This is a genomic window from Mycobacterium barrassiae, assembly GCF_025822765.1.
Classification (GTDB): domain Bacteria; phylum Actinomycetota; class Actinomycetes; order Mycobacteriales; family Mycobacteriaceae; genus Mycobacterium; species Mycobacterium barrassiae.
In genome coordinates this window covers 333,013-345,989 of the sequence record NZ_JACKUK010000023.1, presented here as the reverse complement: position 1 = coordinate 345,989, position 12,977 = coordinate 333,013, and the positions used below count along the sequence as shown (strand labels likewise).

At 66.3% G+C, this 12,977-nt stretch carries 12 protein-coding genes; 10 read left to right on the top strand and 2 right to left on the bottom strand.

What is annotated here, in order from left to right:
• Positions 1-26 precede the first annotated feature (26 nt).
• A complete protein-coding gene (locus H7J93_RS12030; RefSeq protein WP_267306510.1) occupies positions 27-929 on the top strand; it encodes a tyrosine recombinase XerC in 903 nt (300 codons plus the stop codon).
• 58 nt (positions 930-987) lie between these two features.
• On the opposite strand, the gene H7J93_RS12025 is transcribed toward H7J93_RS12030, so the two are convergent.
• Positions 988-1,476, bottom strand: coding sequence for a M23 family metallopeptidase (locus tag H7J93_RS12025; protein WP_267306509.1), 489 nt, complete (start codon positions 1,474-1,476; stop codon positions 988-990).
• 283 nt (positions 1,477-1,759) lie between these two features.
• Between H7J93_RS12025 and rpsB the strand changes: the two genes are divergently transcribed.
• From rpsB to H7J93_RS11980, 9 genes are all read left to right on the top strand, one after another.
• Positions 1,760-2,608 carry a 30S ribosomal protein S2 gene (gene rpsB, locus H7J93_RS12020; protein WP_267306508.1) on the top strand — a complete coding sequence of 283 codons (849 nt, stop codon included), beginning with the start codon at positions 1,760-1,762 and terminating at the stop codon, positions 2,606-2,608.
• A 12-nt stretch (positions 2,609-2,620) separates the two neighbouring features.
• The gene (gene tsf / locus H7J93_RS12015; RefSeq protein WP_267306507.1) at positions 2,621-3,448 is read left to right on the top strand and encodes a translation elongation factor Ts; all 828 of its coding nucleotides are present in this window, start codon (positions 2,621-2,623) and stop codon (positions 3,446-3,448) included.
• A gap of 90 nt (positions 3,449-3,538) precedes the next feature.
• On the top strand, positions 3,539-4,945 hold the full coding sequence (locus H7J93_RS12010; RefSeq protein WP_267306506.1) for an amidase: 1,407 nt from the start codon (positions 3,539-3,541) through the stop codon (positions 4,943-4,945).
• Positions 4,924-5,748, top strand: a complete 825-nt coding sequence (locus tag H7J93_RS12005) for a class I SAM-dependent methyltransferase (protein ID WP_267306505.1) — start codon at positions 4,924-4,926, stop codon at positions 5,746-5,748. Before H7J93_RS12010 ends, H7J93_RS12005 begins: the two co-directional genes overlap by 22 nt.
• Before the next feature lie 62 nt (positions 5,749-5,810).
• On the top strand, positions 5,811-6,974 hold the full coding sequence (locus H7J93_RS12000) for an FtsX-like permease family protein (protein ID WP_267306504.1): 1,164 nt from the start codon (positions 5,811-5,813) through the stop codon (positions 6,972-6,974).
• Positions 6,974-7,540, top strand: a complete 567-nt coding sequence (locus tag H7J93_RS11995; protein WP_267306503.1) for an FtsX-like permease family protein — start codon at positions 6,974-6,976, stop codon at positions 7,538-7,540. The genes H7J93_RS12000 and H7J93_RS11995 overlap by 1 nt, the downstream gene beginning before the upstream one ends.
• 4 nt (positions 7,541-7,544) lie before the next feature.
• Positions 7,545-8,267 carry an ABC transporter ATP-binding protein gene (locus H7J93_RS11990; RefSeq protein ID WP_267306502.1) on the top strand — a complete coding sequence of 241 codons (723 nt, stop codon included), beginning with the start codon at positions 7,545-7,547 and terminating at the stop codon, positions 8,265-8,267.
• Positions 8,268-8,290: 23 nt separating this feature from the next.
• Positions 8,291-9,814, top strand: coding sequence for an APC family permease (locus tag H7J93_RS11985; protein WP_267306501.1), 1,524 nt, complete (start codon positions 8,291-8,293; stop codon positions 9,812-9,814).
• Positions 9,811-11,787, top strand: coding sequence for a primary-amine oxidase (locus H7J93_RS11980; RefSeq protein WP_267306500.1), 1,977 nt, complete (start codon positions 9,811-9,813; stop codon positions 11,785-11,787). Before H7J93_RS11985 ends, H7J93_RS11980 begins: the two co-directional genes overlap by 4 nt.
• Here H7J93_RS11980 and H7J93_RS11975 read toward each other — a convergent pair.
• The gene (locus tag H7J93_RS11975) at positions 11,784-12,911 is read right to left on the bottom strand and encodes a glycerate kinase (RefSeq protein WP_267306499.1); all 1,128 of its coding nucleotides are present in this window, start codon (positions 12,909-12,911) and stop codon (positions 11,784-11,786) included. The genes H7J93_RS11980 and H7J93_RS11975 overlap by 4 nt on opposite strands.
• Between the last annotated feature and the right edge of the window lie 66 nt (positions 12,912-12,977).

Below are 12,977 nucleotides of genomic sequence, written 5' to 3'. Positions count from 1 at the left end.
CCCCGTCGTCTGCCACGGTTGACGGCGTGGACGCGATCCTCGAGGAGTTCGACGAGTACCTCGCGCTGGAGCGCGGGCGCTCCGACCACACCCGTCGCGCGTATCTCGGCGACCTGCACTCGCTGTTCGACTTCGTCGCCGAGCGCTCGCCGGACGCCGGCATCGGTGCGTTGACCCTGCCTGTGCTGCGTTCTTGGCTCGCGGCCCTGGCCGCGACGGGCGCCGCGAGGACGACGCTGGCCCGGCGCACCTCCGCGGTCAAGACGTTCACCGCATGGGCGACGCGGCGGGGGCTGATCGCCAGCGACCCGGCCGCACGCCTGCAGGTACCCAAGTCCCGTCGAACACTGCCCGCCGTGCTCCGTCAGGACCAGGCGCTCGATGCCATGGCGGCGGCAAAATCCGGTGCGCAGCAAGGGGATCCGCTTGCCCTGCGGGACCAGCTGATCGTCGAACTGTTGTATGCCAGCGGCATCCGCGTCAGCGAGCTCTGCGGCCTCGACATCGACGACGTCGACACGTCTCGGCGGTTGCTGCGGGTGCTGGGCAAGGGCAACAAGCAACGCACGGTGCCGTTCGGGGCGCCCGCGGCCGCGGCACTCGACGCGTGGCTGTCCGAGGGGCGTCCGGCGTTGGCCACCGCGGATTCTGGGCCGGCGCTGCTGTTGGGCGCGCGGGGGAGACGGCTCGACCCCCGGCAGGCCCGCACCGTCGTGCACCAGACGATGGCCGCCGTCGACGGGGCACCCGATATCGGCCCGCACGGGCTGCGGCACAGCGCGGCCACTCACCTGCTCGAGGGCGGCGCCGATCTGCGCGTCGTCCAGGAACTGCTCGGACATTCCACTCTCGCGACGACGCAGCTCTACACCCATGTGACCGTCGCACGCCTGCGCGCGGTGCACGACCAGGCCCACCCCCGCGCCTGACCCCCGGCGTTTTGTGTGCGTTTAGGAGCGGTGAGCGCTCGCGAACGCACACAAAACGCTAGCGCGGGACGGGCTTGAGGCGGATCGGCGTCGTCGCGACGAGGCCAAGCGGATCGACATAGTCGGCCCGCGACGCCGGACCCCACATCGCGCCCCAGTGCAGACAGGCGGCCACCGCACAGCCGGCGTGGCCGGGCTCCAGTCGCCCCACCATCGCGCCCGCATCGACGTGGCGGCCCACCCGCACCGATGCCCGGACGGGTTCGTAGCTGGTCCGCAACCCGCCGGGATGCGCGATCGACACCACCGGCCGGCCCGCCAGCTCACCGGCGAACACCACCGTCCCCTCCGCGGCGGCGTATACCGGCTGACCTGGTACTCCGGCGAGATCGACGCCGCGATGGCCCGGTCGCCAGTTGGGTGACGGCACGTCGAACTCCCGCATAACCGCAGGTCGAGGTCGCAGCGGCCAATCCAGTCGCGCACTCTCGGCCGCGGCGGGGGCAGCGAGGGCAACCGCAACCACCAAGACCACGATCCACCGCATAAGTCCAGCTCAGCGCGACGGCCGACGATTCCGCCAGCCCTGAGCCGTAATCTGTGGACCGTCAGCGCGCTGTGGAAAAAGCACCCCCGAACAGCGTGTAAACTCCTATCCGCAGCTCGCTCACGCGGGCTGACTTCGCGTGTCTCACCATGACCCGGTTCCACAGGTCATATCCGGATGCCAGCGGTCCCGTCTCGCGACGGGTTGGCACTCCCAGCAGGCACCAGGGTTCGGCATCAACCGACGCCGGACGACAACCGACACAAAGGAAAATGGCCCCATCATGGCTGTTGTAACCATGAAGCAGCTGCTCGACAGCGGCACCCACTTCGGGCACCAGACCCGTCGCTGGAATCCCAAGATGAAGCGGTTCATCTTCACCGACCGCAATGGCATCTACATCATCGATCTGCAGCAGACGCTGACGTACATCGATAAGGCCTACGAGTTCGTGAAAGAGACTGTCGCCCACGGTGGCAGCATCATGTTCGTCGGCACCAAGAAGCAGGCCCAGGAGTCGATCGCCGCAGAGGCGACCCGCGTCGGCATGCCCTACGTGAACCAGCGTTGGCTCGGCGGCATGCTCACCAACTTCTCCACCGTGCACAAGCGGCTGCAGCGCCTCAAGGAACTCGAGGCGATGGAGCAGACCGGTGGCTTCGAGGGTCGCACCAAGAAGGAAATCCTGATGCTGACCCGCGAGAAGAACAAGCTCGAGCGGTCGCTCGGCGGTATCCGCGACATGCAGAAGGTGCCGTCGGCGATCTGGGTCGTCGACACCAACAAGGAGCACCTCGCGGTTGCGGAGGCTCGCAAGCTGAACATCCCGATCATCGCGATCCTCGACACCAACTGCGATCCTGATCTCGTCGACTACCCGATTCCGGGCAACGACGACGCGATCCGCTCGGCCGCGCTGCTGACCAAGGTGGTGGCCTCCGCGGTCGCCGAGGGTCTGCAGGCCCGTGCCGGCGCAGGCAAGGGTGATGGAGAGGCCCAGGCCGGCCAAGATGGGCTGGCTGCCGAGCCGCTCGCCGAGTGGGAGCAGGAGCTGCTCGCAGGCGCGACCGCATCGACGGATGCCGGCGCCGCCGAGGCGGCCCCCACCACCGACACCCCGCAAGACTCGTAGGGAAAGGCTGAAATGGCGAACTACACCGCTGCCGATGTGAAGCGACTTCGGGAGCTCACCGGTGCCGGCATGCTCGACTCCAAGAACGCACTGGTCGAGTCCGACGGCGATTTCGACAAGGCCGTCGAACTGCTCCGCATCAAGGGCGCCAAGGACGTCGGCAAGCGCGCCGAGCGTGCGACCGCAGAAGGCTTGGTCGCCGCGAAGGACGGCGCGCTGATCGAGCTCAACTCGGAAACCGACTTCGTCGCGAAGAACGCCGAGTTCCAGGCTGTTGCCGATCAGATCGTCGCCGCTGCCGCGGCGGCGAAGGCAACCGACGTCGACGCGCTCAAGGCCTCTCCTATTGGCGAAGGATCGGCGACTACCACCGTCGAGCAGGCCATCGCCGACCTGTCGGCGAAGATCGGCGAGAAGCTCGAACTGCGCCGCGTCGCCTGCTTCGACGGCACCGTCGAGACGTACCTGCACAAGCGTGCCGCCGACCTGCCGCCCGCGGTGGGTGTGCTGGTCGAGTACACCGGGTCCGACAAAGAGGCCGCACACGCCGTGGCGCTGCAGATCGCGGCGCTGAAGGCCAAGTACCTCACGCGTGAGGACGTTCCCGAGGACATCGTCGCCAACGAGCGGCGCATCGCCGAGGAGACCGCGCGCAACGAGGGTAAGCCCGAGCAGGCCCTGCCCAAGATCGTCGAGGGCCGGGTCACCGGTTTCTACAAGGACGTCGTGCTGCTGGATCAGCCGTCGGTGTCCGACAACAAGAAGACGGTGAAGGCGCTGCTCGACGAGGCGGGGGTGACCGTCACACGGTTCGTCCGCTTCGAGGTCGGCCAGGCGTAACAACGCGCTCTTGCGAAGGCCCCCGGGGTTCCTGGGGGCCTTTTGCATTGGTGGACCCGAACGGCCGGTACGACTTGGTACCGTCGCTACATGGTTCGTATTCATGCCTTCGGCGACGACGCCCTCGGCGACCTTGACGCCGTCGGCCTTGTCGAAGCCCTTCGTGCCGGCAGGGTGTCGGCAACCGAACTGATCGAAGCGGCGATCGCCCGCACCGAGGCCGTCAACCCGGCGCTGAACGGCCTGGCTCACGAGGCCTATGACCGCGCGCGGACACGCGCGGGAGCGACTTGCGAGTTCGGCGGCTACTTCGATGGCGTGCCGACCTTCATCAAGGACAACGTCGCCGTTCGCGGCTGGCCGACGATGCAGGGCACCGACGCCTGGGACCCGCACCCGATGCCCGCCGACGGAGCGTTCGCGCGGGTGTTTCTCGGAACGGGTCTCGTGCCCCTGGGTAAGACGCAGATGTCGGAGTTCGGGTTCAGCGGTTCGGCCGAGCATCCGCGGATCGGCCCCGTGCGAAACCCGTGGAACACGGACTACACCGCGGGTGCATCGTCGTCCGGCTCGGCCGCGTTCGTCGCTGCCGGGGCCGTGCCGATGGCACATGCCAACGACGGCGGCGGTTCGATCCGAATCCCCGCCTCCTGCAACGGATTAGTCGGTTTGAAGCCGACACGTGGGCGGCTGCCGCTGGACAAGGAGACGGCGCAGATGCCGCTCCACCTCGTCGTCAACGGTGTGGTGTCACGGTCGGTTCGCGATACCGCCGCATTCATGCGTGAAGCGGAGCGTGTGTACCGCAATCCGAGGCTGGCGCCCATCGGCGATGTGACGCAGCCGAGCAAGCAGCGACTGCGCATCGGAGTGTGCACGCACTCCATCTCCCGCGACGCCAGCCCGGAGGTCCGTGAGTTGACGCTGAAGACCGCGGCGCTGCTCGAGGAACTGGGTCACCGCGTCACCGAGATCGACAATCCGGTGCCCGCACGGTTCAAGGACGACTTCCTGGTCTACTGGTCGTTCCTCGCGTTCGCGGTGGTTCGCGGCGGACGTCGCATGTTCGGGCCGAGCTTCGACCGCACGCGTCTGGACAACATCACGCTCGGACTCGAACGCAAGGCCGCCCGCAACCTTCACAAACTGCCGCTGGCCATCCGCAGGCTGTCCGCGTCGCACCGCATCACCGCTCGGCAGGGCGCAGAATTCGACGCCCTGCTGATGCCCACGCTTGCCGAGGTCACCCCGCCGATCGGCCACCTGGACCCGACGCAGGACTTCGACACCGTGATGGAACGACTCGTCGACTGGGCGGCCTTCACCCCGCTGCAGAATGCGACCGGCGATCCCGCGATCTCGCTGCCGCTGGCCGAATCGGCCACCGGACTTCCCGTCGGCATGATGCTGTCGAGCACGCGCGGCCGCGAAGCCCGGCTGCTGGAACTGGCTTACGAATTGGAGGAGGCGCGCCCGTGGGCGCGAATCCAGGGATGACTCGCGACTACGTCTTCGATCAGGGTTTCGCGCAGGAGCGCGAAAGGTTGTCGGGCATGGAGGCGTTGTGGGATCCGGGAAGTCGGGTGCTCCTCGACGACCTCGGCATCGGCCCGGGTTGGAAGTGCCTCGAGGTAGGCGCGGGCGGTGGAGCGCTCGTCGAGTGGATGGCGGGCCGTGGTGCTCACGTCACTGCCGTCGACATCGACACCCGGTTCGTCGAACACCTGGTCTCCGACTCGATCACAGTGCACCGCATGGATATTCGCGACGCTGACCTGCCGCAGGCCGAGTTCGACCTGGTCCATTCGCGTCTCGTCCTCGAACACCTCGCGGACCGGCGACAGATCCTCGACCGGTTGGCGAGTGCCCTGCGTCCCGGCGGCTGGATCGTCATCGAGGACTACGACTGGAGCGCCTTCCGTTTCGGCGACGAGGACGAACAGCTCGGCAGGGTCACCGATTCCATTCTGGAGTTCATGGCCCGAGCGGGCTTCGAGCGGAACTACGGTGGGCGCGTCGTCGGCGACCTCGTCGATGCGGGCTTCGAAGAGGTCCGTGGCGAGGGCAGGGTGCGCATCATCGACTCCGACTCACCGGGTTTCGACTTCTTCCGGTTGACCTTCGAGAGCATTCGCGGTGCCATCGTGGATGCTGGACTGGTCACACCCGAGGCCGCCGAGGCGGTGTCAGCCCGGTTCAAGCAAGACCTTCGGGTGTGCACGCCGCTGATGATGGCCGGGATAGGCCGCCGCCGCTCTCGTGCCGCCGCGACACAGCGCCGTAACCGGAACCCCTTCTAGTTAACGACGGAGACACTCCGCGCTGCGGTGGGTGAAACTTTCCGGGCCCACCATTCCTACTTGTGGAGACGATTGCGTCCACATCTTCTCGATCACCGGCGATCGCCACCTCAAAAGGAAACACCTTCGGGTGTCTGGTCCGGTTCGCGCTGGCCAACATCCGCCGACGCCCCGAACGGTTCGTACTGTCCGTGCTCGGGATCGCGCTGGCCATCGCATGTGTCACGGTCGTGCGCACCGTCTCGGCCAGTTTTGCGATCACGGGTGCTGATTCGGTCGGCGACGTGCTCGGTGGCGCGCAGCTGTGGGTGGTACCTGCCGCCGGCGTGCACTACGACAGCGACGCGCAGGCGTTGGTCGCCGACGGCCCCGCCCCGGACATCACCGTACCGCCGGGGTGGACTGCGACCCGGGTGCTGTCGGGGCTGACACAGATCGGTGGCCATTCGGTGTCGCTGCGCGGAAGTGACGAAATGCCAAGCGGTATAGCAATTTTAGGAGCTGCCATCGCGGAGAGGTTGGCCGTCCAGTCGGGGGGTTGGATCGACATCGGCGGGCAGCACTTGGTCGTGCGTGTGGAAGGAACCGGCCAGTCGATCACGGTCGCGACGCCGCTTGCCCGTTCGGTTGTCGGTGAGAACGGCTGGTGGACCGTCTTCGCACCGCCCGGTGACCAGAAGCGTCGCGACCTGGCACAGATATTCGGCGCCGCAGTCGATCTCGACTCGACCGCAGATCCCTCCGTCACGCCCGATCCGAACGGCCACGGCCTGATCTACGACACGGTCGGCGGCACCGGTCCACTCGGCTTCGAGCAGAAGTTCTCGGCCTTGTTCTCCGGCCAGATCACCAGTTCCACGCTCGGCCTCATCTCGACCATCGGCCTCGGTCTCGGGTTCGTGATCGCGGTATCATCTTTTCTCGCAGCCGTGCAGGAGCGGCGTCGCGAATTCGGCATCATGTCGAGCATCGGCCTCGCCGACGAGGTGCTGTACTTCTTCCTCGTCGAGTCGATGGTGGTCTTCGTCGTCGCCTATCTGGTGGGTGTGCTCGGTGCGGGGGTGGCTGTCGCCCTGGTGATTCCCTCCATCGCGACGCCGACGGCGTGGCTGCAGGCCGCAGGGATGGTCGCCGCTTTCCTGCCCGCGATGGCGATCGTCTGCGCCCTGATCCCGGTGCACCGCCTGCTGCAGCAACGACCGGTCTCGCTGCTGGGGGACCGCTGATGCTGCGAATGGGGGTGTCCTACGGGTGGTTGGCGACGCGTCGGCGCGTCCGGGAGATGTGGCTCCCGGCGATCACGACGGCGACTGGAGCCTTCCTGGTGGTGATCGTGTTCGGCATGGCCGAGGGAATCCGCGCGCAGTCCGCGTCGCTGGGGCATGCCGACGAGATCGGGCGGGCGGTGGTACTCATCGCGGTCACCGTGCTGCTGGTCGGCGTCGTCGAAGTGGCGGTGGCCACCACGCGTACGGTCGGCCATCGGACCCGGGAACTGGGAGTGCTCAGCGCCAGCGGTGTCCCGCGCAAACCCGTGGTGGCGGCGTTGCTGGTGGAGCCGGTCATTGCCGCCGTGGCGGGCGCGCTCCTCGGGGTGGGCTTGGCCGTTGCGATCGGAATCGTCTGCGGTGCAGCCGGCTTCTTCGAAACGGGAGTGTCGGGGGCGGGGCTGGCCGTGGGCGCGGCGCTCGCGATCGGTGTCAGCGTAGTCGCCGCGCTTGCCACGAGCATCGTCCCGACGTGGAACGCAGCGTCTCGCCCGCCGATCCGATCACTGACGTCAGGAGGTTGACCGAATGACCGCGACGGAAGACAGGGCGGACGTTCCCAGCGGCGTGGCGGACCCGCCGCTGGTCATCGAGGTCAGCGATGTGTGGAAGCTGCACAAACTCGGCGACGAGATCGTCAAGGCGCTGGTGGCGGCCGAGCTACAGGTGACGCTGGGGGAGTTCGTCTGTCTGATGGGGCCCAGCGGCAGCGGAAAGTCGACGCTGCTGAACATCATCGGCGGTTTGGACCGGCCGACCAAGGGCACCGTGAAGGTGGCCGGACGCGACACGGCGACGCTGACCGAAAGCCAGTTCGCGGCGCTGCGGCACGACACGATCGGCTATATCTTCCAGAGCTACAACCTGATCCCGTTCCTGTCCGCGGTTGAGAACGTCGAGTTACCCCTGATGTTCGAACCCTACGATCGAAAAGCATTGCGTGCCAGAGCATTAGAGTTGCTCGACCTCGTAGGGCTCAGTCACCGCGTGCATCATCAGCCGACGAAGATGTCCGGTGGTGAACAGCAACGCACCGCCATCGCACGCTCACTGATCAGCAGCCCGACGCTCGTACTCGCCGACGAGCCGACGGCCAATCTCGACCATCGCACCGGCGAGACGGTCGTGCGGATGCTGCGCGACCTGTGTTCGACCCTGGGCGTCACCGTCGTCGCCAGCACTCACGATCCCACGGTGGCCGACGAAGCGAGCCGTGTTGTCCGCATGAAAGACGGACAGATCATCAACTGATCCAACGAGGTTGGGAGTCCATGATGACTCAGGAACTCGAAGCGGCCCGCCCGTCGGACCCCGGCAAGCTCTTGAACGCCGAGCTCATCCCGGAGCAGGTGCTGCCAAAGGTACTCAGTACCTTCGGACTGACGGCGATCTACGTCTTCATCATCTGCTGGATCACCGGCTCGTCGGTCATGGCTGCCGGCGGCTGGACAGCGATCCCGATGTGGGCGCTCGGCATTGCGCTGTTCCTGGTGCCCGCCGGTATGGCCTGCGTCGAACTCGGCAACCTGTGGCCCGGCCAGGGCGGTGTCTACATCTGGGCAACCCGCACGATGGGAGAGACCTGGGGGTATATCGGCGGCTATCTGTCATGGATTCCGGTGATCCTCAACGGCGCTGGGTCGCCGGCCATCGTGCTGCAGTTTCTGCTTCTGGCGTTCCACGCAGAGCTGGGGCTGACGACGACGATCATCCTTCAGCTCGTGGTCCTGTGGTCGGTGATCGGGCTTGCGCTGGCGAAACTGGCTGCCAACCAACGGATCATGAGCTCGGTTTTCGTGGTCTACTGGGTGCTGGCCCTGACGGTCTTCATCTGCGGTCTCATCTACGCGCTGCGGCACGGCTCCGCCACGCCGTTCAGTCTGCACGACTCGCTGGTCCCCGACTTCACAGGCGCGGGCTTCCTGTTCGGCACCGTGGTGCTGTACCTGCTCGGCGTCGAGACCCCGTACAACATGGGTGCGGAGTTCCTCTCGGTGCGGAAGAGCGGCGCCAAGATGATCGTCTGGGGCTCGGCGGCCCTGATCGCCATCTACCTGCTCACCACGCTCGGCACGATGATGGTGCTCTCTGGCGACGAAATCGATCCCGTCGTCGGTGTCGTCGAAAACCTCGACAAGTCAGGCTTCCCCGGCCTGATGGAGGTCGCCGCGGTGGTGCTGGCCGTCATCGTGTTCATCGCGCTGACGACCTACCAGGTCGCCTACTCCCGGCTGATCTTCGTCTCCGGACTGGAGCGTCATCTGCCCCGCCTCTTCACGCATCTGAACCCGCGCACCCGCAACCCCGTCACCGCGGTGCTCATCCAAGGCGTGCTGTCGTCGATCATCCTGGTGACCCTGTACTCGCAGAGCAGCATGGCCAACGTCACGATCTACATCCAGGGCGGTCTCAGCGTCGTCTGGCTGATCTCCGGGTTCTTCTTCCTGTTCCCGGTGATCATCGCGCGCAGAAAGTACGCCGACCGCTATGCCACCGAACAGTTCTGGCGTATCCCCGGCGGTATGACCGGGGTGTGGGCGACCGTGATCGTCGGCACGATCGGCACGCTCGGCGGCATCTATTACTCGTTCGTCACCCCGTGGATCGACGTGCCTGCGGCCACTTGGATGACGTGGACGGGCGGCATCGGGCTCATGATGGTCGCCCTCGGCGTCATCGTGTACATCTTCGGGCGCCGCTCGGCGCACAAGGTCAGTGAAGAGGATGCGCTCGCGCACCTGGCGGTCCTCGATCTGACGAAATCGGAAACCGCCACAACGGAGGGTGAGTCGAAATGACAATGGACAGCACTGCACTGCGCGCAGACCCCACGAGCGGCGACGTCGCGTATCCGCTCGATCCCCTGACGGGAGAGGAGATCGAGGCCGCGGCCGAGATCATCACCGATACCGAATACGCCACTCCCACCTTGCGATTCGTCATGATTCAACTCGCCGAGCCGGCCAAGCGACCCGAGCTGACATTCGAGGGTGTGACCGACATACCGCGGCAGGCGTTCGTCACGGCCTACGACCCCGCCGCCAAGGCGCTGTACGAAGCAGTCGTGGACCTGCAGGCGCGCCTGATCACGTCCTGGAAGCCGATTGCGGGCCGCTTTCCGTCCTATCTCGTTGAATGGATGACCGGAGTCGAGGAGAAGGTCAGAGAGGACCCCCGCTGGCAGGAGGCGATGCGCAAACGCGGCGTCACCGATTTCGACCTGGCGATGATCGACCCTTGGCCCGCAGGCTATTACGGTCCTCAGGACAGCTACGACAACTCGCCGCTCGTCTGCCGACCGCTGACTTTTATGCGGGCTGCGCCGTCCGAGCATGGCTACGCCCGGCCCATCGAAGGCCTGATCGTGACGTTCGACCTGGGCAAGATGGAGGTCATCGACGTCGAGGACCACGGTGTGGTGCCGTTGCCGTCGAAGGCGGGAAACTACACCGAGAAGTTCATGTTCGACGAGGACAACCGGCCGGCGTTCACGGAGTTTCGTTCCGACGTGAAGCCGATCGAGATCACCCAGCCCGACGGCCCCAGCTTCACCGTCGACGGGTGGAAGGTGCAGTGGCAGAAATGGTCGATGCGGGTGGGGTTCAACCCACGTGAAGGCATCGTGCTGCATGAGATCACGTACACCGACCGCGGCGAGGTCCGGCCGATCATCTACCGTGCATCGCTTTCGGAAATGGTCGTCCCGTACGGCGACTCGTCGCCGACGCACTGGAACAAGAACGTCTTCGACATGGGCGAAGTCGGCATGGGCTTCTCCGCCAACCCGCTGACGCTGGGGTGCGACTGCCTCGGCGAGATCTACTACTTCGACGCCACGGTCAACGACTCGTCAGGCAAGGCGGTGACCATCCCCAACGCCATCTGCATGCACGAGGAGGACTACGGGATCTCCTGGAAGCACACCGATTTCCGTACCGAGGAGGTCGAGGTCCGGCGTGCCCGACGCCTGGTGATCTCGATGATCTGCACCGTGGGGAACTACGAGTACGGGTTCTTCTGGTACTTCTACAACGATGCGTCGATGGAGGTGGAGGTCAAGCTTTCCGGCGTGCTCACCACCGGCGCGGTTCCCGACGGGGAAACGCCGCGATGGGGAAAGCTCGTCGCGCCCAACATCTACGGCCCCAATCACCAGCACTTCTTCAGCTTCCGCCTCGACATGAGCATCGACGGGGCGGGAAACAGTGTCTACGAGGTCGATTCGATACCCGAGCCCGACCCCGCGCTCAACCCTCACCGCAATGCGTGGATCACCCGCGACACTCTGGTGGCGTCGGAGGAGATGGGCGCCAGGGACTGGGACTGGAAAACCGGCCGCTACTGGAAGATCGCCAACCCGAACAAGCTCAACGAACTCGGCAGCCCTGTGGCCTACAAGCTCACGCCACGGGAGATCGTGCCGGTGATGGTTCAGGAGGGCTCGTACATCTACGACCGCGCGCGATTCGTGCAGCACAACCTATGGGTGACGAAATACGATCCCGCGGAGAGGTTCGCGGCAGGTGACTACATGTATCAGTCGGCCGACATGCAGGGCCTGCCGTGCTACATCGCCGACGATGCGCCGCTGGAGAACTCCGACGTCGTGCTGTGGTACACCGTGGGCGCTCATCACGTGGTGCGGCCCGAAGACTGGCCGGTGATGCCGTGTGCCTATAACGGCTTCCATCTCAAGCCCGTCGGTTTCTTCGACGGGAATCCGGCGCTGGACATACCGCCGTCGCCACCGGCGGCATGCCACCATCACTAGCCGGCGATATCGCGACAGATTTCGGTCGCGGCGCGCCGTAGCGATTCGGCGCCCTCGCGCAACGCCTGTTCAATGGGCGTGCCTTCGGCGGTGATCGCCACGAGACGCTCCACGCCGTGCTCCAGCAGCACCGAGGCGTCGGGCGCTACGCGCCCGGCGAAGATCACCACCCGCGCGCCTGCCCGCACGGCGGCCTGAGCGACGCCGAATGGCGTTTTACCCATGACGGTTTGGGCGTCGACGCTGCCTTCGCCGGTGAACACCCAGTCGGCGCCGCGGAGTGCATTCTCGAGGCCGACGGTCGCGGCGACCTCGTCGACGCCGGGTTTGCTTTCCGCGCCGAGGAATTCGACGACCGCGAAGCCGAGGCCGCCTGCGGCGCCCGCCCCCCGGCGTTGTGGGTTCGCCTTTCCCAGCGTCGCCGTCGTGACGGTGGCCAGCTGGGTCAGTGCCTCTTCCAGAAGCTCCACATCGGCAGGTGTGGCTCCCTTCTGCGGCCCGAAGACGGCGGTGGCTCCCGTGGGTCCGAGCAGGGGTGCGGTGACGTCGGAGGCCACCCGGATGCGGATGTCGCGCACCCGCGGATCCAGGCCGGAGAGGTCGATGCGGTCGAGATGACGCAGCGCGGCGCCGCCCGGTTCGAGCGGGTTGCCATCGGCGTCGAGGAACGCCGCGCCGAGCGCGGTGAGCATTCCGGTACCGCCGTCGTTGGTGGCCGATCCGCCCAGCCCGATCAGCGTGTCCTCGGCTCCGCGATCCAGCGCGGACCGGATCAGCTGTCCGACGCCGAAGGTGCTGGCGCGCAGTACGTCTCGCTCGTCGGGCGGAATCAGCTCCAGGCCGGATGCAGCCGCCATCTCGATCACCGCCAGCTGGCGAAGCGGAATGTAGCCGTAGCGCGCGGTGACCGTCCGGCCCAGCGGATCGAAGACCTCGACCTCGACGTGCAGGCCGTGCAGCGCGTCGACGACGGCATCGACGGTGCCCTCGCCACCGTCGGCCATCGGAACGCCAACGCATTCGGCATCGGGGAACACCGATGCCACGCCGGCGCGCATCGCGGCGACCGCTTCTGTCGCGGACATCGACTCTTTGAACGAGTCAGGCGCTAGGACAATTTTCATCGCAAGGGAATTCGGCCGACATGTCGCCACAGTTGACCACACCGTCGGCGCCGCCGCCAATGGGAA

Excerpts from the sequence above, each read along its gene's own strand:
- H7J93_RS12025 (WP_267306509.1), bottom strand. The coding sequence starts at position 1,476 with ATGCGGTGGATCGTGGTCTTGGTGGTTGCGGTTGCCCTCGCTGCCCCC.
- rpsB (WP_267306508.1), top strand. The coding sequence starts at position 1,760 with ATGGCTGTTGTAACCATGAAGCAGCTGCTCGACAGCGGCACCCACTTC.
- tsf (WP_267306507.1), top strand. The coding sequence starts at position 2,621 with ATGGCGAACTACACCGCTGCCGATGTGAAGCGACTTCGGGAGCTCACC.
- H7J93_RS12010 (WP_267306506.1), top strand. The coding sequence starts at position 3,539 with ATGGTTCGTATTCATGCCTTCGGCGACGACGCCCTCGGCGACCTTGAC.
- H7J93_RS11995 (WP_267306503.1), top strand. The coding sequence starts at position 6,974 with ATGCTGCGAATGGGGGTGTCCTACGGGTGGTTGGCGACGCGTCGGCGC.
- H7J93_RS11990 (WP_267306502.1), top strand. The coding sequence starts at position 7,545 with ATGACCGCGACGGAAGACAGGGCGGACGTTCCCAGCGGCGTGGCGGAC.
- H7J93_RS11985 (WP_267306501.1), top strand. The coding sequence starts at position 8,291 with ATGACTCAGGAACTCGAAGCGGCCCGCCCGTCGGACCCCGGCAAGCTC.
- H7J93_RS11980 (WP_267306500.1), top strand. The coding sequence starts at position 9,811 with ATGACAATGGACAGCACTGCACTGCGCGCAGACCCCACGAGCGGCGAC.
- H7J93_RS11975 (WP_267306499.1), bottom strand. The coding sequence starts at position 12,911 with ATGAAAATTGTCCTAGCGCCTGACTCGTTCAAAGAGTCGATGTCCGCG.